This is a genomic window from Burkholderia sp. AU31652, assembly GCF_002223155.1.
Taxonomy (GTDB): Bacteria; Pseudomonadota; Gammaproteobacteria; order Burkholderiales; family Burkholderiaceae; genus Burkholderia.
Genome location: NZ_NKFG01000005.1, coordinates 616,425 through 638,759 on the forward strand (window position 1 = coordinate 616,425; position 22,335 = coordinate 638,759).

Here is a 22,335-nt window from a genome sequence, read left to right on the forward strand (position 1 = left end):
TGTCGCGCGCGTGCATGAACCGGCCCGGGTCCGTCGGTTCATGCCTTCTTTTCGCCGCTTCCCGCCGCGCGCGGAAACGTCAGCACCACCGCAAACCCGCCCGCCTCGGGAAATGCAAACCCGACACGCCCGCCGTGCGCCTTCATCACTTCCTGCACGATCGCGAGCCCGAGGCCCGACCCCGTGCGCCGCTCGCTGCCGTCCGGTGCGATCCGCACGAACGGTTGCAGCGCCGCGTCCCAGTGCTCGCGCGGAATCCCGCGGCCGTTGTCGGTGACGGTCAGCGTCACCGCATCGTCCGCGTTGCCCTGCGTCGCGACCGACACGACGATGTCGTCCGCATGCCCATGCAGCAGCGCGTTGTGCAGTACGTTCGACAGCGCTTCCTGCAGGCTGATCGCGTCGCCGTCGATCCACGCGAGCGGCGCGTCGCTCGCGAACGCGACGGCGACATCGCGCTCGCCCGCGAGCGGAATCGCGCGGCCGAGCACGTCCTTCGCGAGCGCGACGAGTTCGACGGGTTGCAGCGGCACGGCCTCGGTGCGATGAATCACCATCGCATGATTGAGCAGCTGGCCGGTGAGCCGGCCGACGTCCGACGAGGTCGCACGCAGCGCATCGAGCCGCGCTGCGTGACGCGCGGGATCGGATTCGCCGTCGAGCAGCTCGATCTGCGCGTCGAGCCGCGCGAGCGGCGTGCGCATCTGGTGCGCGGCATCGGCGATGAAGCGCTGCATCGCGTTGATCCGCTCGGCGAGACGGTGCATCAGCCCGTTGATCGACCCGATGATCGCGTCGATCTCGCTCGGCGTGTCGACGGCCACTGGCCGCAGGTCGGCCGGGTCGCGCGAGGCGATGATCGTGCCGATCTGCGCGAGCGGACGCAGGCCGCGCCGGATCGCGAGGCCGCTCGCGCCGATCGCGAGCACGCTCATCAGCAGGATCAGCGTCCACACCTTGATGCTCATGTCGTTCGTGAGCTGCTGGCGCGCGTTGGTGGTTTGCGCGACCGTCACGAGCGCCCAGCCCGGCGTGCTCTCCTCGGGCATGTACCGTGCGATGGTCGCGGTGCGGATCCGGTGCCCCTGGTACAGGCCGTTCGCGAACGCGGGGCCCTGTTTCGCAGCGGCGAGCGTCGCGGGGCTCGCGAGATCGTTGTAGCCGGCCACGACGATGCCGCGCGAATCGACGACCTTGTAGTAGACGAGGTCGTAGCGCGACAGCGTCGACAGCGCGGCCACCGGCGGATTCAGTGCGAGCACGCCGCCCTGCACGTAGAGGTTTTCCGCGACCTGGATCGATGCGCCCGCAAGCAACTGGTCGTACGCGCGTTCGGCCGCGACGCCCGCGTAGTAGCGCGCGATCGCCGCGAGCGCGAGCGCGCCGGTCGCGACGACGAGCGCGATGAAGAGCAGCGTGCGCCCGAACAGCGTCTTCGGGAACCAGTCAGTGCGCCGCAATCTGATACCCCATCCCGCGCGCGGTGCGGATTTCGACCGAGCTGCCCTGCAGCTTCTTGCGCACGCGGGTCACGTATTGCTCGACCGCGTTCGTGGTCGGCTCGTTGCCGAAGCTGAACAGCTGGTTCAGCAGTTCATCCTTCGAGAAGATCCGCTGCGGGCGGCTGGCAAGGATCTCGAGCAGCGCGAATTCCTGGCGCGACAGCGACAGCGGCTGGCCGTCGAGTTCCGCGAGACGGCTGCTGCGGTCGATCACGAGGCCGCCGAGCGTCAGCACGTCGTTCGCGTGGCCGCTGTTGCGGCGCAGGAGCGCCTGCACGCGCGCATCGAGCTCGCGGTAGTCGAACGGCTTCACCAGGTAGTCGTCGGCGCCGAGGCCGAGGCCACTTACGCGGTCGTCGATCGCCGAGCGCGCGGTGACGAGCAGCACGGGTGTCGTGCTGCCCGATGCGCGCAGGTGGCGCAGCACCGTGAAGCCGTCCATGCCGGGCAGGTTCGCGTCGAGCACGACGAGGTCGAAGCGCTCGACGCGCAGCAGCCCGTGCGCGGTCGCGCCGTCGGTTTCGAGATCGACGGCGTGGCCGAGCCGCGCCAGGCGGCTGCGGATCGCCGCGCCGATTTCGGCATCGTCCTCCACGACGAGAATGCGCATGGTGCCGTTTCGCAGGTGGGTGGGTTAGGGGTTTTCCCGGGGCCGGGATGTCAGCATTTTCTCAGACTCGGTCGATAACCTGTGTCGAGCCGGACGTTGCAAGGACGGCCATTAATACCAGAACCACAGGAGACGGCAACATGCAGCAGCAAACGGGTGCGACGAACGCGCGGTGCAGCGCGTCGCCGGCCGGTGCTCGCCGGTGCGGCGACGCGGGCCCCAGCCGCCTGGCGATTGCCGCTCGTGCCGCTCGTGCAGGGAAGGCCGGCGCATGACGACGTCGCCGCGCCGCCGCGCGTTGATCGCCGCCGGCCTCGGCGTGCTCGCCGCGCCTGCGCTCGTGCGCGCGAAGCCGCGCACAGTGCGGATTTCCAAAGGCTATGGCGTGCTGTACCTGCCGCTGCTCGTGATGGAGAAGCAGCGGCTGTTCGAGCGGCACGCGGCGCGCCACGGTGTGCGCGACGTCGCGGTCGACTGGGTGCTGCTCGACGGCGGCAATTCCGTCAACGACGCGATGATGGCCGGCACGCTCGATTTCGCCGGCGCCGGCGCACCGGGTTTCATCGAGCTGTGGGCGCGGGCGCGCGGCATTCCGAACGTCGAGGTGATCGGCATCAGCGGGCTGTCGACCACGTCGCTGTCGCTGAACGCGAACCGGCCGGGGCTCGTGTCGCTGCGCGACTTCACGCCGGCCGACCGGATCGCGGTGCCGGGCATCCGCACGTCGTTGTCGGCGGTGGTGCTGCAGATGGTCGCGAGCCGGCAGCTCGGCCCGACGCATTTCGCGCAGCTCGATTCGATCACCGTGAACCTGCCGCATCCGCAGGCGATGCAGGCGCTGATCCGCCGCGAGAACGGCGTCACCGCGCACTTCACGTCGCCGCCGTTCTCGACGCTCGAGCTGCGGCAGCCGGGCATCCACCGCGTCGTGAATTCGGTCGACGTGCTCGGCCCGCTGACGCTCGACGTCGTGTTCGCGCCGAAGCGCCTCGCCGATACGGAGCCGGCGCTGGCCAGCGCGTTTCTCGGCGCGCTCGACGAAGCGAACCGCCTGATCGCGCAGGACCCGCGCGCGGCGGCCGCGCTCTATGCGGCGTCGTCGGGTGTCGGCGTGTCGCACGACGACGTGATCCGGATGCTCGCCGCGCCGGACACGCGCTTCTCGGTGCTGCCGAACCAGCTGATGGACTACGTCGAATTCCTGTACCTCGCCGGCACGATCAAGGCGAAGCCGCGGGCGTGGCACGAGATGTTCGCGCCGATGCTCGACGACTATCGATCGGGTTGATGCCGCCGCGCCCTTTCATCGAAATACCTCGCGCCCGCGCGCTTGTCGCGCGCAGCGCCGATTCAACCGCTATGCAACCGCTTCACGCAAGGAGCCTCAAGTGAACGCCACCGAAACCCTGGACCCCGCGTCCGCCGAAGAGCAGCGCATCATGTCGAAGATGGCGCGGCGCCTGCTGCCCATCCTCGTCGTGATGTTCCTGATCGCGTTCATCGACCGGCAGAACGTCGGCTTCGCGAAGCTGCAGATGGTGCACAGCCTCGGGATGACGGAGGCCGCGTTCGGGCTCGCGTCGTCGCTGTTCTTCATCGGCTACCTGCTGTTCGAGGTGCCGAGCACGCTCGCGCTGCATCGCTACGGCGCACGCGTGTGGCTCGCGCGGATCATGCTGACGTGGGGGCTCATCACCGTGCTGATGGGCTTCACGACGTCGATGCCCGCATTCTGCGGGCTGCGCTTCGTGCTCGGTATCGCCGAGGCCGGTTTCTATCCGGGCGTGATCTACTACCTGACGCTGTGGTTCCCGCAGAGCTACCGCGCGAAGGTGCTCGGCATCTTCACGCTCGGCAGCGCGCTCGCGAACATGCTCGGCTCGCTGGTCGGCGGCGTGCTGCTGAGCCTGAACGGCGTGTGGGGGCTGGCGGGCTGGCAGTGGGTGTTCGTGGCGACGGGTATTCCGGCGGTGATCGTCGCGGTCGTCGTGTTCCGCGTGCTGCCCGCGTCGGTGCGCGACGCACGTTTCCTCGACGACCGCGAGAAGCAGATCGTCGAGGCCGCGCTCGAACGCGAGAAGCCGGCGAAGGCCGAGCATGGGCAGCCGTGGAAGGCGCTGCTCGATCCGCGCGTGATGCTGTTCGCGGCGACCTACATGCTGATGTCGACGTCGCTGTACGGCGTCACGTACTGGCTGCCGACGCTCGTGAAATCGTTCGGCGTGTCGAGCAGCATGAACGGCTTCCTGAGCATGCTGCCGTGGGCGCTCGCGGTGCTGCTGCTGCTGTGGCTGCCGGCGAAGCTGCGCCGCGCGAAGAGCATCCTGCGCACGATCGCGATCGTCGCGGCGCTCGGTGCGCTCGGCTTCCTGCTGAGCCTCGTGCTGCCGTCGACGCCGCTGCGCTTCATCGCGCTGGTGCTCGGTGGCGCATGCATCCCGCTGCTGTATCCGTGCTTCTGGTCGATGCCGCCGCGTTACTTCACCGGCGCGCGGGCGGCGGCGAGCGTCGCGGCGATCAACTCGATCGGCAACCTCGGCGGCTTCTTCAGCCAGAACCTGATGCCGTTTGCCGGCAAGGTGACGGGCACCGCGTTCGGCCCGATGATCGTGCCGATCGTGTGTCTCGCACTGCTCGGGATCGGCGCGCTGGTCGCGTGGACGCGCTCGGAGCGGGGGATGGTGGCGGCGCGCGCGTGAGGGTACGCGGCGTTGTCGCATCATCAACGGGTTCCCGACGAACGCACCACCGCCGTCGCCGGGAACCTACCCCCGCGGCGCCCCAACCCCACCATGCGCGACCGTCACCTGCGCAGGCGCCAGCGGAATCTCCACCTCGACCGTCGTCCCTTCGCCGAGCGTCGTCGCGATCCGCAGCGTGCCGCCGACGAGATACGCGCGCTCGCGTAACCCGACCAGCCCGAACGATCCCGACTTGCGCGGCACGCCGGGATCGAAACCCGCGCCGTCGTCGCGAATCGTCAGCTCGATCGCATTGCTCGCATGCACGAGTTCGACTGTCGCATGCGACGCGGCCGCGTGCCGCGCGACGTTCGCGAGCGCTTCCTGCGCGATGCGAAACACCGCCGTCGCGTAAGGCTCGTCGAGCTGCAGCTCGGGAGGCTCGACGTGCAGCGTGCACTCGATACCGTGACGGTGCCGGAAATCCTCCACGAGCCACTGCATCGCCGCGGCGAAGCCGAGATCGTCGAGCATCAGCGGGCGCAGGTCCGACGCGATGCGGCGCGTCGCGGCCACCGCGCCGCGCGCCAGCGCGTGCATCGCCGCGATCTTGCGCGCCAGCTGCGCATCGTCCTGCGGCACGCGGTCGATCAGCCATTCGAGATCGTTCTTCAGCGTCGCGAGCGTCTGCGCGAGTTCGTCGTGCAGCTCGCGTGCGATGCGGCGCTGCTCGGCTTCGCGTGCGCTCGCGCTGATCGCGGCGATCTCGCGCAGCTCCTCGCGCGACGCCTGCAGCGCCCGCTCGGCACGCACGCGGTCCTCGACTTCGCGTCGCAGGTCGCGGTTCGACGCGCTCAGTTGCGCGGTGCGCGCGGCGACGCGTTGTTCGAGCCGTTCGTTCGCGTCGTTCAGCTGCGCGCTCTTCTGCGCGACGAGCAGATGCTGGTAGCGCGCGCCGGCCAGCGCGCGCACCGTCTGCGCATGCAGCCGGCCGTTCTCGAACAGCATCGCGAACAGCACGACGCCGGACGCGACGAGGCCGTACGCGCGCCCCGCGTAGAAGCCGAGGTCGTAGCGCCCGTGATTCAGCATCGACGACAGCGCGATGTCGAACAGCCACGCGACGAGCACCGTCATCACCCACAGGTCGAGCACGGAATGGCGCCGCCGCCGCCGCCACATCAGCATCAGCGCGACCAGGTTCAGCCCCCAGACGATCGTGATCGCGTTCGTCATCGTCGCGGCCATCCGGTTGCCGTTCATGATGCGCGGCAGCAGGTCGTGGCCGGCCGTCGCGAGCAGCGCGAGCGCGACCGTCGCGCCGACCGCGGCCGCGATGCACAGCACGACGGGAATCGCCGCGCGGCGCTGCGGGGCCGGAATCGGGCCCGGCGCACGCGACTTCGCGCGCAGCAGCGCGTAAGTGGCGACCGCCAGCGGAAAGCCGCCGTGCCAGAACAGGTACAGCCAGGCGGTGGTCTGGTCGCCGCCGCCGAGCAGGCCGGTCGGTGCGAACAGTCCGGGAAAGGTCAGCATGTGGGTGCCGGCCATGAAACCCGTGAACAGGTAGCCGCCCGCGAGCACGAGCAGCGGCCGCTGGCGCAGGATCGCGTACTGGCCGAGCAGCAGGCCGGCGGTCACCATGTCGTTGACGACGATCGCCGACTGGTACACGGGAATGAACGCCCAGCCCGGCGCAAGCGGCCTGCCCGCGAACGGTGCAAGCGCGGCGAAGATCACGGCGGAGATGAGGACGGTCGCGAGCGCGAGCCGCCGTTCGCGCCGGCCCGGCGGCAGCGACGACATGAACAGGCGCGACGCGTCCGGGTCGTCGTCGTCCGCGGGCGAGGGCCGGGATGAGGGCGGGAAGCGGAAGGCGGCGGTCATGCGTCGCCGCCGGGGTCGAGTTCGTGGCGCACCGCGTAGCGGACCAGCGCGGCTTCGTGCGGCAGCTCCATCTTCTCGAGGATCCGGGTCTTGTAGGTGCTGACCGTCTTTGCGCTGAGCGCGAGTTCGGTCGCGATCTGCGTGACGGTCTGGCCCGCGACGATGCGGCGCATCACGTCGAGCTCGCGCGCGGACAGCCGTTCGTGCGGCAGCGCGGCGGCCGGCGTGCGCAGCGTGAGCGCGAGGCTCTCGGCCGCCGACGGGCTCACGTAGACGCCGCCCGCAGCCACCTTGCCGACCGCCTCGACGAGCTCGGCGGTCGCGCTGTCCTTCGTCAGGTAGCCGGTCGCGCCGGCCTTGAACGCGCGCGCCGCGTACTGCGCCTCCGCATGCATCGTCAGCACCAGCGTGCGCAGCGACGGCGCGTGGCGTTTCACCAGCCGGATCAGCTCGATGCCGGTCGGCGCGGGCATCGACAGGTCGAGCAGCAGCACGTCGGCGGCACCGCGCTCGACCAGCGCAAGCGTGGCCGAGCCGTCGCTCGCCTCGCCGACGATTTCGAAACCGCCGGCCGTTTCCAGGATGTAACGCAGTCCGTCCCGCATGACTGCGTGATCGTCAGCCAGAATTACCCTGATCATCGAGCGATCCTCTTCGGGATGACGCCGCGCCCTGCTGTCCGGGTGTCGCCGCGGCTGTTCTTCTGATCAATATATTCCGCCGAATCCGAAAACGGTACACATCCGGGAAATTTTCGAGATAGCCGAACGTGGAATGTGTACTGAAACGAAACAATCCCAGGGAAAAGGCAGGCGGCGGAGCCGGCGAAAATCAGGGTATTCCCTGATTATTATTGAGGCGGTGAAGAGGCGGCGCGTCGTGTCGCGCGCTACCCCGCGAACCGTTCCGATTCGGGACTAAACTGGTGCCCGATGCCACTACAACCCCCGAGGAGCCCCGCGATGATCGATCTTGCCGATATCCTGCCGTCCGCACTGCCCGCTGCCGTTGCATGGGCGGAAGCCGAGGCGGCGCGCGGGATCGCGCAGGGGGCGCCGCTGACGCCCGAGCAAGCCGACGACGCGCGCACGGTGGGCGTCGCTCAGCCCGAGCGGATCCGCGTGGTGACCGTCGACCGCATGCCGTTCCCCGAGGTGCCGTCGCTGGCCGCGATCGCCCGCGACTCGGGGCTCCTGGCGCCGGGGACGATCGGGCTCACGCTTGGCCATGCGGTGTACGTGCTGCGCGGGCAGGACACGCGCCGCCTGCTGACCCACGAATTCCGCCACGTGCATCAGTACGAGGCTGCCGGCTCGATCGGCGCGTTTCTCGTGCGCTATCTGCAAGAGATCGCGACGGTCGGCTACCACGACGCGCCGCTCGAGGCCGACGCGCGGCAGCACGAGTTCGATTGACCCGCCCCGCCGGCGCGACCGCGCGCACCGCCCGATGAACATTCCCCATGCCATCACCGGCCCGGTGTCCGCACACCGGGTCGCTCCGCCGAGGCGCGTGCGATGAGCGATACGATCCACGCGTGGATCGGCGCGATCGGCGCACATCCGCTGCTCGTGCTCGCGATCGTGTTCATGGCGGCCTGCGCCGAGGCGATCGCGCTGATCGGCACGGTCGTGCCGGCCGGCGCCGTGATGTTCGCGGCCGGTGCGCTGATCGGCGCGGGCGCGCTCGACGCCTGGACGACCATCGGTGTCGCGGCGGTCGGCGCCGTGATCGGCGACGGGATCAGCTATGAACTCGGGCGGCACTACCGCGGCGTGATCCGCAACGCATGGGCGCGCTTCGGCTATGCGGCCGCCTTCGCGCGCGGCGAGGAGTTCGTGCTGCGCCATGGCATGAAGAGCATCGTGCTTGCGCGTTTTCTTGCGCCGGTGCGCGCGGTCGTGCCGGTCGTGGTCGGCTGCGCGACGCTGCCGCGCCGGTCGTTCTATCCGGTCAACGTCGTCTCGGCGCTCATCTGGGCGCCCGTGCACGTCGCGCCGGGCATCCTGTTCGGCGCGTCGGCCGCGCTGGCCGCGGCGATCAGCGTGCGGGTCGCCGTGATCCTGCTGGTCGTCGCGGCGCTCGTCGCCCTCGTGTGGATCGGCGTGCGCGTCTCGTTGCGGCGCGGCTGGCCGCTGTTGCGCCGTGCGCTCGTCGACGGCTTGCACGCCTGCGCGCGGCGCTGGCCGCGCTTCGGTGCACGGCTGCACGACGCGATTGCTTATGTGCGCGGCCTGCCCGGCGCGGTGCCCGTGCTCGCGCTGCTGTTCATCGGCTGCGTGTGGCTGTTCGCGGGCCTCGTGCAGGATGTCGTCGCGAACGATCCGCTGATGCACGCGGACATCGCGCTGTATGCGTTCCTGCAGAACCTGCGCACGCCGCCGGTGGACGCCACGATGCGCGCGCTTGCCGTGCTGCACGGGCACGACACGGGGCTGATCGTCGCGGCCGCGTTTCTCGTCTGGCTGATGATCCACCGCTGCTGGCTGACGGCCGCGTGGTGGCTCGTGACGGTCGGCGTCGCCGTCGTGCTCGGGCCGGTGTTCGGCGCGGGCATACCCGGCGCGACGCCCGCGAGCCTGCCGCCCGGTGCGCCGCACGTGCCGCTGCCCGATGCCGAAGCGGCGTTCGCGATTCTCGCGAGCAGCGGCCTCGGCTGGGTGCTCGCGCGCGACCGGCCCGCGCGGTGGCGGATTCCGGTCGTGACGGCGGTGGTGTTGTGGATCGTGCTCGGTGGCTTCGCGCGGCTGTATGTGGGCGACACGTGGCTGTCGGGCCTGCTGGGCGGCTGGAGTCTCGGGCTCGCCTGGTTCGCGTTGCTGGCCGGCGCCTATGCATACTGGCGCATACGCGAGCACGTGCAGCCGAGGGGCGGGCTCGTCGCGGTGACGGTGGTGCTCGCGACGGCCGGCGTATGGACGGTTCCCGCGCAATGGCAGCTCGACCGCGCGGCGCGCCCGCATGTCGGCGACGTGGTCGCGATGACCGTCGACCAGTGGCTGCGCGGCGGGTGGCAGCGCGTGCCGGTGCGGCGCACCGAGATCGGCGGCGACCGCGAGGAATATCTGCCGCTGCAATGGAGCGCGACGTCGGACACGCTCGACCGGCATCTCGCGCAGGCCGGCTGGCAGCGCGCGACGCCGTGGTCGCCGGCCACCGCGCTGCGCTGGCTGCTGCCGCAGGCGCCGGCCGAGGCGCTGCCGGTGCTGCCGCGCTACACGCACGGCGAAAGCACGCGCCGCGTGTTCGTGCGCGTCGATCCGGGGCAGCCGGAAAGCCGCCTCGTGCTGCGGCTGTGGCGTTATCCGTACGTGCTGCAGGACGCGCTCGGCATGCGGCCGCTGTGGTACGGCGCGCTGTATCGCGAGACGCTGCACCGGCCGGCGCGACTGATGACGATCGTGCGCACGACGACGATCGACGATGCGGCGACGATGGCGAAGGCGCTGTCGGTCGAGCCGGCGATCGAGCATCCGCCGGCGGGGATCGCGAACGCGCCGGCGGAGATGCTGCTGGTGTGGATGGTGCGGCCGTGAGCGGGCGGTGTGCCGCTTATGCGTGCACCGGCTGTGCAGGGACGACGGACAGGCGCAGGCCGACGGTCTTGAGCACCGCGAGCAGGGTTTTCAGTGTCGGGTTGCCGTTTGGGGACAGCGTGCGATACAGCGATTCGCGGCTGATGCCGGCTTCGGCCGCGACGGCGCCGAGCCCGCCGTACGCTTCCGCGACCGTACGCAGCGCGAGCAGGCCGGCCGCGCGGTTGTCGGGATCGTCGAGCGACTCCATCGCGACGCGCAGATAGGCCACCGCGAGTTCGCGGTCGGCGCCGAGTTCGGCGACTTCCGCGTCATGGTGCGATACCGCACCTTTGAGCTTGGTCATGTTTGCCTCCGTTTCCAGTTCGACCAGTGTTCCTTTGCGCGCCTGATGTCGTCGGGTTGACTGCTTTTGTCGCCACCTGAAAGCAACAGCACCAGTGCGCCGCCGTACCGCCCGAAATACACGCGATAGCCGGCGCCGACGTGGACGCGCAGTTCGATCACGCCTTCGCCGACGGGCTCGCAATCGCCGAAGTTGCCTGTCTGCACGCGGCGCAGGCGTTCGCGAATCCGTGCCTGCGCAAGCTTGTCGCGCACGGCGTTCAACCATTCGGTGAAGGGCTCGCGGCCATCGTCGCGCTGGTAGCGAAGAAGTTCGAACTTGGAGAGCATTGTAACTTATAAGCTACAAAAAGGGAGTAGGGTAAATGGCGGGGTCGTGCGATCTGCCGGGTGGTGCGCGCGGGGCGTGCGCGCATTGCCGAGTCGGGGCGACACACGACACCGCATGCGCGTTGCTGCGCATACGATGCCTGCGAAGTGCGGGATGTCAGGCCGCGAAGCCGGCTTCCCGGACGAAGATCATTCTTTCATCCGGTGCGCAGGGTGACGATTCGGCCGGATGGCCAAAGTCAACGGCCCGGTGACGGGCACGCGCGGTGGGTGGGGTGTCGGGGGGAACAACGTGAACAGCACACCTGTCGGTGCCGGCGCGTCGCGCCTGGCGAGCCGACAGGCCTCCTGACATTACGGCTTCGCCGGCGCGGCCGTCGCGATCTTGTCGAGCGCCGCCGGGATGTACGTGTCGAGCTGCGTGGTGACCGATTCGTAGAAATCGATCGGCTTGCCCCACGCATCGGGCACGTCGACGTGCTTCCCGGACGCATACTCGGCCAGCGTGAACACCTTGCCAGCGGCCGACGGATAGAGCGCGAGCACCTTCTCCTTGTGTTTGTCGGTCATCGTCAGGATTACATCGGAATGCTTGATGTCGTTGGCGTTCAACTGCACCGAACGGTGCGCGGACGTGTCGATGCCGCGGCGCTTCATCAGGATCACGCCGTTTTCTTCGGGTTTTTCGTCATACGGATCTTCGTCGACCGCACGTGAAATCACCGCGATGTGCGCGTGGCGTTGCGCGATCAACTGGCCGGCGATCGCTTCGGCCATCACGCTGCGCCCGGTGTTGCCGGTGTCGACGAACGCGACCTTCTTCGGCTCGTCGGCGAACGCCGACGTCGCGCACTGGATGCCGACGCAACAGAGCAGGGCCAGCGTGTTGAGGGTGTGCCTTCTTTTCATGATGTCTCCGCGAGGGTGAGGAACCCCGGCGGCGCGCCGGGGCCTGCGGGAGATCATGACGGCCGCATGCGACGGAAAAAAATAAACGGCCGGTTTTTGCAAGACGACGTCGCTTCGTGGCAAGCGGGTTCGGTGACGGCGCATGCACCGCGCACCCGACCGGGGAAGCCGCGAACCACGGCCCCGATCGCGGCGCGTGACTGTTTCATCGTCACGTCGTCGTCGCCACCCGTTGCGCCGCAAACCCCGCCAGCGTCCGCAACGCATCCCGCGCCGACCGCAGGTAAAACGCCTGCAGATGAAACACATGCCAGCGCGCCGCATGAACCTCCAGCCGGCACGGCACGCCGCAGGCCTGCGCATGACTGGCCAGCCGCTGCGCATCCGAGAGCAGCACCTCCTGGTCGCCGGCCTGGACGAGCATCGGCGGCAGGCCGCGCAGGTCGGTGTCGAGCGGGCCGCGGGCGGCCACCGAACCGGCGCCGTGATACCAGCGCAGCCCCTGTTCGAGCCAGCCGCGACGGATCATCGGGTCGTCATGCCGGCGCGACGCCAGCGTCGCGCCGCCGAGCGCGGGATCGGTCACGGGCGAAATCAGCAGCAGCGCGGCGGCAGCCGGCTCGCCGCGCTCGCGCAGCGCGATGGCCAGCGCGATGGCCAGCGCACCGCCGGCCGAATCGCCGGCGATCACGATCCGGTGCGGCGCATGGCCCTGCGCACGCATCGCGTCGTAGACGGCCAGCGCATCGTCGAGCGCGGCCGGGCTCGGATGCTCGGGCGCCAGCCGGTAGTCGGGCACCCACACCGGCAGGCCCGCATCATTCGCGAGCCGCGTCGTCACGCCGCGATGCGTATGCGGCCCGCCGAGACAGAATGCACCGCCGTGCAGATAGAGGATCGCGCCGCCCGTGTCGCCGCGTTTCGGCGCCACGACTTCGACCGGCACGCGATGCGCGGACGTGCGGTAGCGCAGCGTGCCGCTCGTGCCCGGCATCAGCGGCGACAGCAGCGCGACGACGCGGCGTTGCATGCGCGCGCCGAACGGCGGCCCGATCAGCGGCCGGAACGCGACGCGCAGGAAGCCGCGCAGCGATGCGGCGGTCAGTGCCTCCAGCCGGCCGGCGGGCGGCGCGACCACCACGTCGCGCGCCGGTGCGGCCGACTCCGGCAACGGATGCGTGAAGCGGTAAGCGCCCATCCCGGTGAAGCGCGTGATCCACCGGTAGGTCAGCGTGAAGCCCGGCCAGTTCGTGCTGTTGTGTCCCGACGCATCGACGTACCAGCTCTTGCAGCTGTTCCACACCGAGCCTTCGAGCCGCTGCTGCACATGCACGTTGAAGCGCCGGTAGCGGCGCGCATCGACGTCGATCTCGCGCGCACCGTCACGCCGCATCGTGCGCAGGCAGCGCATCACGTGCGCGATCTGGCTTTCGAGCATATAGACGATCGAGTTGTGGCCGAGGTTGGTGTTCGGGCCGTACAGCATGAAGAAGTTCGGAAAACCGGGCACCGTGAGCCCGAGATACGCCTGCGCGCCGCGCCGCCATGCGTCGTTCAGGTCGAGCCCGTCGCGGCCCGTGATACGCATCGGCGACAGGAACTCGGTCGCCGCGAACCCCGTGCCGTAGATGATCGCATCGACCGGATGATGCACGCCGTCGACGGTCTCGATGCCGTCCTCCGTCACGCGCCGGATCCGCTGCGTGACGAGTTCGACGTTGTCGCGGCTCATCGCGGCAAGGTAGTCGCTCGACAGCAGGATGCGCTTGCAGCCGATCGGGTAGTCGGGCGTGAGCCGCGCACGCAGCGCGGGGTCCGGCACGTCGCGTGCAAGCAGTTGGTGGAACGGCCGGCCGACCGCGACCTTCATCAGCTTGTGCAGACGCGTGAACGCGATCGCGCGCGATTCGTAGCGCAGGTAGATCGATGCGCGATGCAGCTTCATCGCCCACGGCAACCGGCGGAACAGCGCTTTCTCCCACGGGCGATACGCGCGGTCGGGGCGCGGCATCACATAGGCCGGTGAACGCTGGAATACGACCAGCTGCTTCACGTCGCCCGCGATCGCCGGGACGAACTGGATCGCCGACGCGCCGGTGCCCACGACCGCCACGCGCTTGCCAGCGAGCGAATAGTCGTGATCCCAGTGCGCGGAGTGGAACGCGCGGCCGCGAAACGTGTCGATGCCGGGCAGGTCGGGCATCGCCGGGCGGCTCAGCTGCCCGGTGCCGCTGACGAGCACGGTGGCGCTGAGCGTCGTGCCGTCGGCGAGCGTGACGCGCCACAGCGCGGCGGCTTCGTCGTAGCGGGCGTGCGCGACTTCGGCGCCGAAGCGCAGGTAGCGCGCGAGGCCGTACTTGCGCGCGCAATGCTGCAGGTACGCATGGATTTCGGGCTGCGGCGCGAACACGCGCGACCACGCCGGGTTGGGCTCGAACGAGAACGAGTACAGGTGCGAGGGCACGTCGCAGGCGGCGCCCGGGTAGCGGTTGTCGCGCCACACGCCGCCGACGTCGTGCGAGCGTTCGACGATCGCGAAATCGTGGATGCCGGCGCGTTGCAGTGCGATCGCCATGCCGATGCCGGCGAAGCCGGCGCCGATGATGATTGCCGCAAGCGGGGCGGCGGAGTCGGCGGCGCGAGCGGTATCAGGCGACAACATGGCGGGTTTCCTCGGAGTGGATGGCATCGTGCGCGGCACACGCGGCGGGAACCGTGTCGAGATCCGTCGCTGTCCTGACGGTTTCGCGTTGCGGTTGTGCGGACGTGCGGCACACGCCCCGGATCAGGTCGACGGCCTTTTCGGCGATCATGATCGTCGGTGCGTTGGTATTGCCGCCGATGAGGGTCGGCATCACCGACGCATCGACGATGCGCAGCCCCTGCAGGCCGCGCACGCGCAGTTGCGGGTCGACGACGGCGAGCGCGTCGTGCCCCATCCGGCACGTGCCGACCGGGTGATACACGGTGTCGGTGCGCCGCCGCAGCACGTCGCGGATTTCATCGTCGGTGTTGACGTTCGCGGTGAACAGGTCGCGCGTGGTCCAGCCGGCGAGTGACGGCGCTTCCATCAGCCGTCGTGTGAGGCGGAAGCCCGCAACCATGTCGTCGAGATCGCGCGGATCGTCGAAGAACGCGGGATCGATGCGCGGCGCCGCGAGCGGATCGGCGCTGTTCAGCGTGACCGAGCCGCGGCTGCGCGGCCGCAGCAGGCACACGTGGCACGACAGCCCGTGGCCGGCGTGCAGCTTGCGCGCATGATCGTCGACGAGCGCGACGACGAAGTGCAGCTGGATGTCCGGCGCGTCGAGCTCGGCGCGCGTCTTCAGGAAGCCGCCGCCTTCCGCGAAATTCGACGTCAGCATCCCGCGCCGTTCGCGGCGAAAACGCGCCAGCTCGCGCAGCATGCGCAGGCCGCCGCCCACGGACACGCCCATCGTGTCGACGCTGCGCGTGCGGTAGCCGAAGATGAAATCCGGATGATCCTGCAGGTTGCGGCCGACGCCGGGCAGGTCGGCGTGCACGGCGATGCCCTGTTGCTGGAGTTCGCGGCCCGGGCCGACGCCCGACAGCATCAGCAACTGCGGCGTTTGCAGCGCGCCGGCCGCGAGCACGACTTCACGCCGCGCGCGCAGCGTGCGGACCTCGCCATGCTGCCGCACCTCGACGCCGGTCGCACGCGTGCCGTCGAACAGGATGCGCAGCACCTGCGCATGCGTCTCGACCGTCAGGTTGTCGCGGCGGCCGACGTGCGGCAGCAGGTACGCGCGCGCGGCGCTCCACCGTTCGCCGTGCTTCTGCGTGACCTGGTAGAGGCCGATGCCTTCCTGCTGCGCGCCGTTGAAATCGTCGGTGAGCGGCAGGCCGGCCTGCCGCGCGGCTTCCAGGTAGCGCGCATGGAACGGGTTGCCGGTGCGCAGGTCGCTCACCCACAGCGGGCCGTCGCGGCCGTGCCACGCATCGTCGAAGCGCTCGTTGTGCTCGCTCAGGCGGAAGTACGGCAGCACGTCGTCGTAGCTCCAGCCTTCGTTGCCGAGCGCGGCCCAGCCGTCGTAGTCGACGCGATGGCCGCGGATATAGACCATCGCGTTGATCGCCGACGAACCGCCCAGCACCTTGCCGCGCGGCTGGTAGCCGATGCGCCCGCCGAGGCCCGGCTGCGGCACCGTGTCGAAGGCCCAGTTGTTGATGCGGGTCGGCATCATCGCGACCGCGCCGGTCGGCACGTTGACGAGCGTGCCGTCGCCGCGGCCGCCGGCCTCGAGCACGCAGACGGTCACGGCCGGGTCGTCGGTCAGCCGCCCGGCGACGACGCTGCCGCCCGAACCGCCGCCCACGACGATGTAGTCGAAAGTCTTGCTCATGGATTGGTCCTCCGAGGGGCGATGGATCAAGCGGGGCGCGGCAGCGTGCACGGGCGGCCGGTGTGCGGCAGGCGAGGCGCGAGCGGCGGGGCGGGATCGCTGGCGCATGCGGCAAATTCGTCGTGCCGGCATGCGAAGCGGGCTGCGGGATCGGTCGGGCGACTCGGTCGCATGGTGTCTCCTCCGGAGGGCGATGGCGTCGTTCGGATGACGACTGGATGACGCCGATGGTGCTGGCCGCATGGGAAAACACCAATGCTGCTTCGGGACAATTGTTTTAGTATTTGGGCCAAATCGGCGCTTCGAGGGTTTCTCCGCATGAGCTTCTGGGATTTCACCCGGAGTCCGGCCAGCGCCCGGCTGCTGGTCGATTTCGGCGACGAACGCGGCGTGCCGCACACGACGCTGCTGGCCGGCACGGGCCTCGCGGACGCGCAGCTCGACGATCCGAAGGTCGAGGTGACGGCCGCGCAGGAACTGCGGCTGACCGGCAACCTGCTGCGCGCGCTCGGGCGCGCGCCGGGCCTCGGGTTCGAGGTCGGCCAGCGCTATCACTTCTCCGCGTACGGGGTGTGGGGCTACGGGCTGATCGCCAGCGCGAGCGCACGCGACGCGCTCGCGCTGGCGCTGCGCTTCCTGCCGCTCACCTATGCGTTCACGGTGATCACGTACCGCGAGGAAGGCGGCTCGTGCGTGCTCAATTTCGGCGCGCCGGAACTCGATGGCACGCTGAGCCGGTTCCTGGTCGAGCGCGACATGGCGGCCGCGGCCGTGCTGCTGCAGGAAATCGGCGACGACACATTCGCATTGTCGCGCTTCACGGTGCAGGCGGCGCGCACGCCGACCACGCCGGTGCCACGCATCGCCGGCATCGAGCCCGCGTTCTCGGCGCGCGCGAACAGCCTCGCTTTCGACCGCGCGTTTCTCGACCGGCTGCTGCCGCACGCGAATCCGCTGACGGTGTCGATGTGCGAGCAGATGTGCGGCCAGCTGCTCGAAGCGCGGCGTGCGCGCGTGGGCACGTCGGAGATGGTGCGCCAGTACCTGAGCGCGACGCCCGGCCCCGCGCCGTTCTCGCTCGAGGACATGGCGCGGCTGATGAACACGAGCCCACGCACGCTCAAGCGCCGGCTGCAGGAGGAGGGCACGACCTTCCGCGCACTGCTCGCGCAGGCGCGCGGCGCGATGGCCGAGACGCTGCTCGGCGACGCGCGGCTGTCGCTCGCGGAAGTGGCGGAGCGGCTCGGCTTCAGCGACCTGTCGAGTTTCTCGCAGGCGTTCAAGCGCTGGTACGGCGTGCCGCCGGGCGAGTATCGCAGCGCGGCGCAACGGGACGGCAGCCGTTCCTGAATCACGGTACGATCGCTGGCATGCCTGCCGACATTCTCATCACGAGAGACTTCGCATGATCACGATTCGCCCGATGACCGACGACGATTTCCCGCGCTTCTGGCCGACCTATCGCGCGATCGTCGCCGCTCAGGAAACCTATGCATTCGATGCGGCGCCGACACAGGAAGCGGCGCGCGCACTGTGGCTCGATGCGCCGCTGTGCACGTGGATCGCCGAAGAGGGCGGCGTGGTCCTGGGCTCGTACTACCTGAAAGCGAACGCAGGCGGCCCCGGCGATCACGTGAGCAACTGCGGCTACATGGTGAGCGAGGCCGCACGCGGTCGCGGCGTCGCGCGCCTGATGTGCGAGCACTCGCAACAGGTCGCACGCGAGCGCGGTTTCCTCGCGATGCAGTTCAACTCGGTGGTGTCGACCAACGAAGTGGCGGTCGCGCTGTGGCAGAAGCTGGGATTTGAAATCGTCGGCCGCCTGCCGCGTGCGTATCGTCACGCGCGGCTCGGCTTCGTCGACAGCCTCGTGATGTTCAAGTGGCTCGGCGACACGGCGGCCGCCGAAGCCTGAGCACGCAGCCGCTTCGTCAGACGGCGAACGCGCCGTCGAACACGATTCGGTCATCGAGCGCGAGCGTGCCGCGCGCGAAGATCAGGTCGAGATGGTGGCTGCCGTTTTCGCCGCCGCCGAGCCCGAGATGCAGGCCCGGATGGCGTTCCTCGAATCCCGCGTTGCGGCCGTACAGCCCGCGAATCCCGAGGTTCGTGCCGATGCCGAATTCCTCGATCCGCCGGTGATTCGGATGCCGGTCGAGATAGGTCGAGAAGTCGCGCCGGAAACCTTCGTGGTCGGTGTCGAACCCGACGATCGTGCTGTTCTCGACCTGCAGCGTGGCCAGTTGCTCGGCCACCTTGTACTTGATCGCGAACGGCACGGTGCCGAGAAACGTGCCGCTGAAGACGACCGAGCCGTTGAGGTCGATGACGTGCGTCGCGATCTCGCCGGGCACGACGTCGAGGTTGCCCATGCCGTCCACGCTCGTCCATTTCTGGTCCGGCGCGAGCGAGCCTGTCAGCGTGTTGCCGGCTTCGTCGATGAAGCGGATCCGCGATGCGTGTGCGGCCGCGTCGATCAGCCGGCCGTTGCGTGCCGCGATGTCGTCGAGCGATTCGGCGAATGCCTCGTCGAGATGCGGGCCGTAATCCTTGAACAGGACCGACTTGCTCCAGTGCTCGACGATCGCGGGGCGGATCGCGGCGAGGAACGGCGGCCCGCTTGGCGACGGCGTCGGCAGGCACGACGAGTCGTACAGCAGCACGAACAGATCGGCGCGATCGAGCGCGGCGGCGATATCGGCGGGTGGGGTGCTTTCGAGGCAGAGGGTGGTCGCGTCGAGCGAATCGGGCAGGGCGGAAAACGCACGCAATGCGATGTCGCGGTTGCGGGTGTCATGGCCGACCAGCAGTTTTCCCGACTCGCCGCGCGCCAGCTTGTCGCGCAGCGCGGGGTGGAAGCCCAGCGCGCGATGCAGGTTCAGCATGCGTGTCTCCGGAAGCGGCGGAAGGGCCGCAGCCCTTCCGCGAGAACGGGTGGCCCGCTCAGACCGGCCAGAGCGCGGTGCCGAACGGCACCACGGCGTCCTCGACCATCATGTCGACGGCCTCGGGGTGCGTGTCTTCCTGCATCCAGTCAAGCAATTCGATCTGCTGGGTGTCCTGCATGTCAATTCTCCTGTGGTGAACATGAGTGATTCAACATGAAAGCGCGGCTAAAAAGTTGCCACTCCTCATCACACATTTCGTGAATGCGCGACGAGTGGCGTTGATATTAGTCTGACGAATTTGCGAATGCAATGCGTTGCAAGGATTTTAGCCGGGGCGTGCTAAACACGGGGGATTTACGGGGCGCGTGCGATAAAACAAAAATAAAGTGAATGACGGATTCAACGTCATTTTTTCAATGACCGGAATCTCATGCGTTGCATTGCATTCGGCGATTTTTCATCGGAAATTCGATCGCTGAGACCGATGGTGTTCTCGGCGACCATGCCTGCGCGCGAACGCGTCGCCGCTCATCGGCGGCGCGTCAGCGGCCCGCTGCCCGTGTCAACCGAGCAGCGCCTTGCCGAGCGGCTTGGCCGGCTCGGATCGCAGCACGAGTGACGTCGTGACCGCGCCGAAGCGGGCGATCGCATCGATGATGGTTTCCAGTTGTCCCGGCGTCGGCACCAGGACCTTCAGCAGGAAGCAATCCTCGCCGGTCATCCGGTGGACCTCGATGACGTGCGGCATCTCCGCGAACGCGCGCAGCGCAGGCTTGATATGTTCGTGCGTCGTCTTCAACCGGATGATGGCCATCATCCCCAATCCGAGCGCGGCCGGATCGATCCGTGCACCGTAGCCCGCGATGATGCCGCGCTCTTCCAGCCGCTTGACGCGCTCCGACGTAGCCGGCTGCGACAGGCCGATGCGGCGGCCCACTTCTGACAGCGGCATCCGTGCATTGTCCTGAAGCGCCTCGAGGATCGACAGATCCAGGCGATCGAGCTCTCCGTTCGACATGTCCGCTTTCCCGCTCCGTTAATTCATCGGCATATTGTCTCAATATCCGATGATTTGCCATTCCCGGCCGGTTTCCGGCCGGCCAGACTGCGAGCTCGCTCATTCATGGAGACGGAGATGGACCAGACGATCGTGATCGTGCCGGGGATCGGCAACTCGGGACCGGATCATTGGCAGAGCCACTGGGAGGCTGCGCTGCCGGGCGCCGTGCGCATGGCGCCGGCGTCATGGGATGCGCCCGACCTGCGCGACTGGATGGCGGCGCTCGATGAAGCCGTTGCGCAAGCCGCGACGCCGCCGGTGGTGATCTGTCATTCGCTGGGGTGCCAGCTGTTCGCGCACTGGCGGGCGGCGTCGACGCGCGTCGTGCGCGCTGCGTGGCTCGTGGCGGTGCCTGATTCGGGCGGCCCGCGTTTTCCGGTTGCGGCCCGTGCGTTCGCGGATGTGCCGGAGGGCGATTTCGCCAGCTTTCCGGTGCTGGCGATCGCCAGCTCGGATGACGGGTACGACCCGGCCGGGCGCGGCATTGCATGGGCGCAAGCGCGCGGCGCGACGCCGTTGCTGCTCGGCCCGCGCGGCCATCTGAATACGGAAGCGGGATTGGCGGAATGGCCCGAGGGACGCGCGTTGTTCACGGCTTTCATGGCGGGATTGCGGGGGTAGCGCGGGCAGGCAGCCGACGTACTTTCGCGATGGCTTGCGGCGGGCGATGCATGGACGATCCGGCTGCCGCGGCGGGGCTCCTGTCGACAACGCATGCCGGCCCGCGACGGCTCAAGTATGATCTGCATGCGCGTCAAACCTCGTCCTTCAGGGCGGGGAAGGATAGCGCGGACGTCGTAGGCGTCCTTTCGGGCGGCTAGCGGGGCGTTTTCTGTTGGTCGATGTCTTTGCGAACGATTTCGACAGGCGCTCCGCCACAACTTCCGGCAAAGTAAGACAGAGACCCCAGCGCGCCGTCCCACGCCTTTTTCCGAATGCTCGAGTAGCACTTGAAAGACGTAATAGCGACCGCGTCGAAAGGCTTGACTCGCTCTTGTGGGCCAGACATACAATCGTCCGATGCGACGACTCCAGGCCTTCAAGTTCGAACTGATGCCGAACGGCGAGCAGCAGCGCGATATGCGCCGCTTCGCCGGATCGTGCCGGTTCGTTTACAAAAAGGCACTGGCGTTGCAGAAGGAGAACTACGAGGCGGGCGGCAAGTTCATTGGCTACGTAGCAATGGCCAAGCATCTGACGGAGTGGCGTAACGGAGGCGAAACGCCATGGCTCAAGGACGCCCCCGTTCACCCGTTGCAACACGCCCTCAAGGATATGGAGCGGGCCTACAAGAACTTCTTCGCCAAGCGAGCGGCGTTTCCGAAGTTCAAGAAGCGCGGCCAGCGCGACAGTTTTCGCTACCCGGACCCCAAGCAATTCAAGCTCGACCAGCCCAATGGGCGCATTTTCTTGCCCAAGCTGGGCTGGATGCGGCTGAGGCTGTCGCGTCCCGTGCTGGGCGAACTGCGCAACGCAACGGTCAGCTTCAACTCGGGCAAGTGGTGTGTCTCGATTCAGACCGAGCGCGAGGTCGAGCAGCCGGTGCCCGATGCCACCAGCGTGATCGGCATCGATGTTGGCATTGCCCGCTTCGCCACGATGAGCGACGGCACGTTTCTCACACCGCTCAACAGTTTCAAGAAACATGAGGCTCGTCTGCGTCGATGCCAACGTGCGATGAGCCGCAAGGTCAAGTTCAGCAATAACTGGAAAAAAGCCAAGGCCAGAGTCCAGCGTATCCATACGCGCATCGGCAATGCTCGCCGCGACTACCTGCACAAGGCCACGACCACGATCAGCAAAAACCACGCGATGGTGTGTATCGAGGACTTGCAGGTTCGGAATATGTCCAGGTCGGCGGCGGGCAGCACCGATGCGCCTGGCAAGAACGTTCGGGCCAAGTCCGGTCTGAATAAGGCCATCCTCGACCAAGGGTGGTTCGAGTTCAGGCGGCAGTTGGAATACAAGCTGGCCTGGAACGGCGGCTGGCTCGTGGCGGTTCCGCCCGCGAATACAAGCCGGACGTGTCCAGCTTGTGGATACGTGAGTGCGGATAACCGGACCACGCAGGAAAAATTCGCCTGTGTCGAATGCAGTTACGAGGAGAACGCCGATGTCGTCGGCGCTCTGAACATTCTGGCGCGGGGACACCGCGTCGCAGCCTGTGGAGAGACGGTGCAGTCGGGCCGCTCAATGAAGCAGGAACCCGCCGAGGCGATCTGA

General features: G+C 68.4%; 20 protein-coding genes and 1 pseudogene. 8 read left to right on the top strand and 13 right to left on the bottom strand.

From position 1 onward, the window contains the following. Positions 1–38 precede the first annotated feature (38 nt). Together CFB40_RS20330 and CFB40_RS20335 are read right to left on the bottom strand one after the other, a co-directional pair. Positions 39–1,460, bottom strand: a complete 1,422-nt coding sequence (locus tag CFB40_RS20330) for a sensor histidine kinase (RefSeq protein ID WP_089432193.1) — start codon at positions 1,458–1,460, stop codon at positions 39–41. Continuing rightward, on the bottom strand, positions 1,447–2,112 hold the full coding sequence (locus tag CFB40_RS20335; RefSeq protein ID WP_069250848.1) for a response regulator transcription factor: 666 nt from the start codon (positions 2,110–2,112) through the stop codon (positions 1,447–1,449). The genes CFB40_RS20330 and CFB40_RS20335 overlap by 14 nt, the downstream gene beginning before the upstream one ends. Before the next feature lie 271 nt (positions 2,113–2,383). Here CFB40_RS20335 and CFB40_RS20340 point away from each other — a divergent pair, with 271 nt between their 5' ends. Both CFB40_RS20340 and CFB40_RS20345 read left to right on the top strand, forming a co-directional pair. After that, positions 2,384–3,400 carry an ABC transporter substrate-binding protein gene (locus CFB40_RS20340; RefSeq protein ID WP_089428241.1) on the top strand — a complete coding sequence of 339 codons (1,017 nt, stop codon included), beginning with the start codon at positions 2,384–2,386 and terminating at the stop codon, positions 3,398–3,400. A 100-nt stretch (positions 3,401–3,500) separates the two neighbouring features. Further along, positions 3,501–4,811, top strand: coding sequence for an MFS transporter (locus CFB40_RS20345; RefSeq protein ID WP_089432194.1), 1,311 nt, complete (start codon positions 3,501–3,503; stop codon positions 4,809–4,811). A gap of 66 nt (positions 4,812–4,877) precedes the next feature. Here CFB40_RS20345 and CFB40_RS20350 read toward each other — a convergent pair whose 3' ends face one another. Next, positions 4,878–6,680, bottom strand: a complete 1,803-nt coding sequence (locus CFB40_RS20350; protein WP_089428239.1) for a sensor histidine kinase — start codon at positions 6,678–6,680, stop codon at positions 4,878–4,880. Continuing rightward, positions 6,677–7,321, bottom strand: coding sequence for a response regulator (locus CFB40_RS20355; protein ID WP_089428238.1), 645 nt, complete (start codon positions 7,319–7,321; stop codon positions 6,677–6,679). The genes CFB40_RS20350 and CFB40_RS20355 overlap by 4 nt, the downstream gene beginning before the upstream one ends. Positions 7,322–7,642: 321 nt before the next feature. Here CFB40_RS20355 and CFB40_RS20365 point away from each other — a divergent pair, with 321 nt between their 5' ends. Then, positions 7,643–8,095, top strand: coding sequence for a hypothetical protein (locus tag CFB40_RS20365; protein ID WP_089432195.1), 453 nt, complete (start codon positions 7,643–7,645; stop codon positions 8,093–8,095). Positions 8,096–8,197: 102 nt separating this feature from the next. Beyond that, a complete protein-coding gene (locus CFB40_RS20370; RefSeq protein ID WP_089432196.1) occupies positions 8,198–10,216 on the top strand; it encodes a VTT domain-containing protein in 2,019 nt (672 codons plus the stop codon). A 16-nt stretch (positions 10,217–10,232) separates the two neighbouring features. On the opposite strand, the gene CFB40_RS20375 is transcribed toward CFB40_RS20370, so the two are convergent. The 5 genes from CFB40_RS20375 to CFB40_RS20395 form a co-directional block, all read right to left on the bottom strand. Continuing rightward, a complete protein-coding gene (locus tag CFB40_RS20375) occupies positions 10,233–10,562 on the bottom strand; it encodes a helix-turn-helix domain-containing transcriptional regulator (protein WP_039354565.1) in 330 nt (109 codons plus the stop codon). Further along, positions 10,559–10,891 (bottom strand): type II toxin-antitoxin system RelE/ParE family toxin, encoded by a 333-nt coding sequence (locus CFB40_RS20380; RefSeq protein ID WP_048020341.1) that lies wholly within the window; start codon positions 10,889–10,891, stop codon positions 10,559–10,561. Before CFB40_RS20380 ends, CFB40_RS20375 begins: the two co-directional genes overlap by 4 nt. Before the next feature lie 354 nt (positions 10,892–11,245). Further along, positions 11,246–11,800 carry an arsenate reductase/protein-tyrosine-phosphatase family protein gene (locus CFB40_RS20385; RefSeq protein ID WP_089428234.1) on the bottom strand — a complete coding sequence of 185 codons (555 nt, stop codon included), beginning with the start codon at positions 11,798–11,800 and terminating at the stop codon, positions 11,246–11,248. Between the two features lie 211 nt (positions 11,801–12,011). Beyond that, positions 12,012–14,462, bottom strand: coding sequence for a flavin-containing monooxygenase (locus CFB40_RS20390; RefSeq protein ID WP_089432197.1), 2,451 nt, complete (start codon positions 14,460–14,462; stop codon positions 12,012–12,014). Then, complete coding sequence (locus CFB40_RS20395) at positions 14,449–16,164, bottom strand: GMC family oxidoreductase (protein ID WP_089432198.1); 1,716 nt, start codon at positions 16,162–16,164, stop codon at positions 14,449–14,451. Before CFB40_RS20395 ends, CFB40_RS20390 begins: the two co-directional genes overlap by 14 nt. Before the next feature lie 318 nt (positions 16,165–16,482). Between CFB40_RS20395 and CFB40_RS20400 the strand changes: the two genes are divergently transcribed. Continuing rightward, the gene (locus CFB40_RS20400; RefSeq protein WP_089432199.1) at positions 16,483–17,514 is read left to right on the top strand and encodes an AraC family transcriptional regulator; all 1,032 of its coding nucleotides are present in this window, start codon (positions 16,483–16,485) and stop codon (positions 17,512–17,514) included. 55 nt (positions 17,515–17,569) lie between these two features. Then, positions 17,570–18,079, top strand: coding sequence for a GNAT family N-acetyltransferase (locus CFB40_RS20405; RefSeq protein WP_089432200.1), 510 nt, complete (start codon positions 17,570–17,572; stop codon positions 18,077–18,079). Between the two features lie 16 nt (positions 18,080–18,095). On the opposite strand, the gene CFB40_RS20410 is transcribed toward CFB40_RS20405, so the two are convergent. The 3 genes from CFB40_RS20410 to CFB40_RS20415 form a co-directional block, all read right to left on the bottom strand. Continuing rightward, entirely contained in the window at positions 18,096–19,049 is a 954-nt protein-coding gene (locus CFB40_RS20410) for a leucyl aminopeptidase (RefSeq protein ID WP_089432201.1), read from the bottom strand. Positions 19,050–19,107: 58 nt separating this feature from the next. Next, positions 19,108–19,230 (bottom strand): hypothetical protein, encoded by a 123-nt coding sequence (locus CFB40_RS39165; protein ID WP_006766865.1) that lies wholly within the window; start codon positions 19,228–19,230, stop codon positions 19,108–19,110. Between the two features lie 384 nt (positions 19,231–19,614). Next, entirely contained in the window at positions 19,615–20,070 is a 456-nt protein-coding gene (locus tag CFB40_RS20415; RefSeq protein ID WP_089432202.1) for an Lrp/AsnC family transcriptional regulator, read from the bottom strand. Positions 20,071–20,187: 117 nt separating this feature from the next. Between CFB40_RS20415 and CFB40_RS20420 the strand changes: the two genes are divergently transcribed. Continuing rightward, positions 20,188–20,733 (top strand): RBBP9/YdeN family alpha/beta hydrolase, encoded by a 546-nt coding sequence (locus CFB40_RS20420; RefSeq protein ID WP_089432203.1) that lies wholly within the window; start codon positions 20,188–20,190, stop codon positions 20,731–20,733. A 196-nt stretch (positions 20,734–20,929) separates the two neighbouring features. On the opposite strand, the pseudogene CFB40_RS39170 reads toward CFB40_RS20420, so the two are convergent. After that, positions 20,930–21,049: pseudogene (locus CFB40_RS39170) on the bottom strand (IS200/IS605 family transposase); the annotation flags it as partial. Between the two features lie 83 nt (positions 21,050–21,132). Here CFB40_RS39170 and CFB40_RS20425 point away from each other — a divergent pair. Next, complete coding sequence (locus tag CFB40_RS20425) at positions 21,133–22,335, top strand: RNA-guided endonuclease InsQ/TnpB family protein (RefSeq protein ID WP_089432204.1); 1,203 nt, start codon at positions 21,133–21,135, stop codon at positions 22,333–22,335.

Excerpts from the sequence above, each read along its gene's own strand:
- CFB40_RS20375 (WP_039354565.1), bottom strand. The coding sequence starts at position 10,562 with ATGACCAAGCTCAAAGGTGCGGTATCGCACCATGACGCGGAAGTCGCC.
- CFB40_RS20340 (WP_089428241.1), top strand. The coding sequence starts at position 2,384 with ATGACGACGTCGCCGCGCCGCCGCGCGTTGATCGCCGCCGGCCTCGGC.
- CFB40_RS39165 (WP_006766865.1), bottom strand. The coding sequence starts at position 19,230 with ATGCAGGACACCCAGCAGATCGAATTGCTTGACTGGATGCAGGAAGAC.
- CFB40_RS20380 (WP_048020341.1), bottom strand. The coding sequence starts at position 10,891 with ATGCTCTCCAAGTTCGAACTTCTTCGCTACCAGCGCGACGATGGCCGC.
- CFB40_RS20405 (WP_089432200.1), top strand. The coding sequence starts at position 17,570 with ATGATCACGATTCGCCCGATGACCGACGACGATTTCCCGCGCTTCTGG.
- CFB40_RS20355 (WP_089428238.1), bottom strand. The coding sequence starts at position 7,321 with ATGATCAGGGTAATTCTGGCTGACGATCACGCAGTCATGCGGGACGGA.
- CFB40_RS20385 (WP_089428234.1), bottom strand. The coding sequence starts at position 11,800 with ATGAAAAGAAGGCACACCCTCAACACGCTGGCCCTGCTCTGTTGCGTC.
- CFB40_RS20400 (WP_089432199.1), top strand. The coding sequence starts at position 16,483 with ATGAGCTTCTGGGATTTCACCCGGAGTCCGGCCAGCGCCCGGCTGCTG.
- CFB40_RS20370 (WP_089432196.1), top strand. The coding sequence starts at position 8,198 with ATGAGCGATACGATCCACGCGTGGATCGGCGCGATCGGCGCACATCCG.
- CFB40_RS20365 (WP_089432195.1), top strand. The coding sequence starts at position 7,643 with ATGATCGATCTTGCCGATATCCTGCCGTCCGCACTGCCCGCTGCCGTT.
- CFB40_RS20335 (WP_069250848.1), bottom strand. The coding sequence starts at position 2,112 with ATGCGCATTCTCGTCGTGGAGGACGATGCCGAAATCGGCGCGGCGATC.
- CFB40_RS20390 (WP_089432197.1), bottom strand. The coding sequence starts at position 14,462 with ATGTTGTCGCCTGATACCGCTCGCGCCGCCGACTCCGCCGCCCCGCTT.
- CFB40_RS20350 (WP_089428239.1), bottom strand. The coding sequence starts at position 6,680 with ATGACCGCCGCCTTCCGCTTCCCGCCCTCATCCCGGCCCTCGCCCGCG.
- CFB40_RS20395 (WP_089432198.1), bottom strand. The coding sequence starts at position 16,164 with ATGAGCAAGACTTTCGACTACATCGTCGTGGGCGGCGGTTCGGGCGGC.
- CFB40_RS20415 (WP_089432202.1), bottom strand. The coding sequence starts at position 20,070 with ATGTCGAACGGAGAGCTCGATCGCCTGGATCTGTCGATCCTCGAGGCG.
- CFB40_RS20410 (WP_089432201.1), bottom strand. The coding sequence starts at position 19,049 with ATGCTGAACCTGCATCGCGCGCTGGGCTTCCACCCCGCGCTGCGCGAC.
- CFB40_RS20420 (WP_089432203.1), top strand. The coding sequence starts at position 20,188 with ATGGACCAGACGATCGTGATCGTGCCGGGGATCGGCAACTCGGGACCG.
- CFB40_RS20425 (WP_089432204.1), top strand. The coding sequence starts at position 21,133 with ATGCGACGACTCCAGGCCTTCAAGTTCGAACTGATGCCGAACGGCGAG.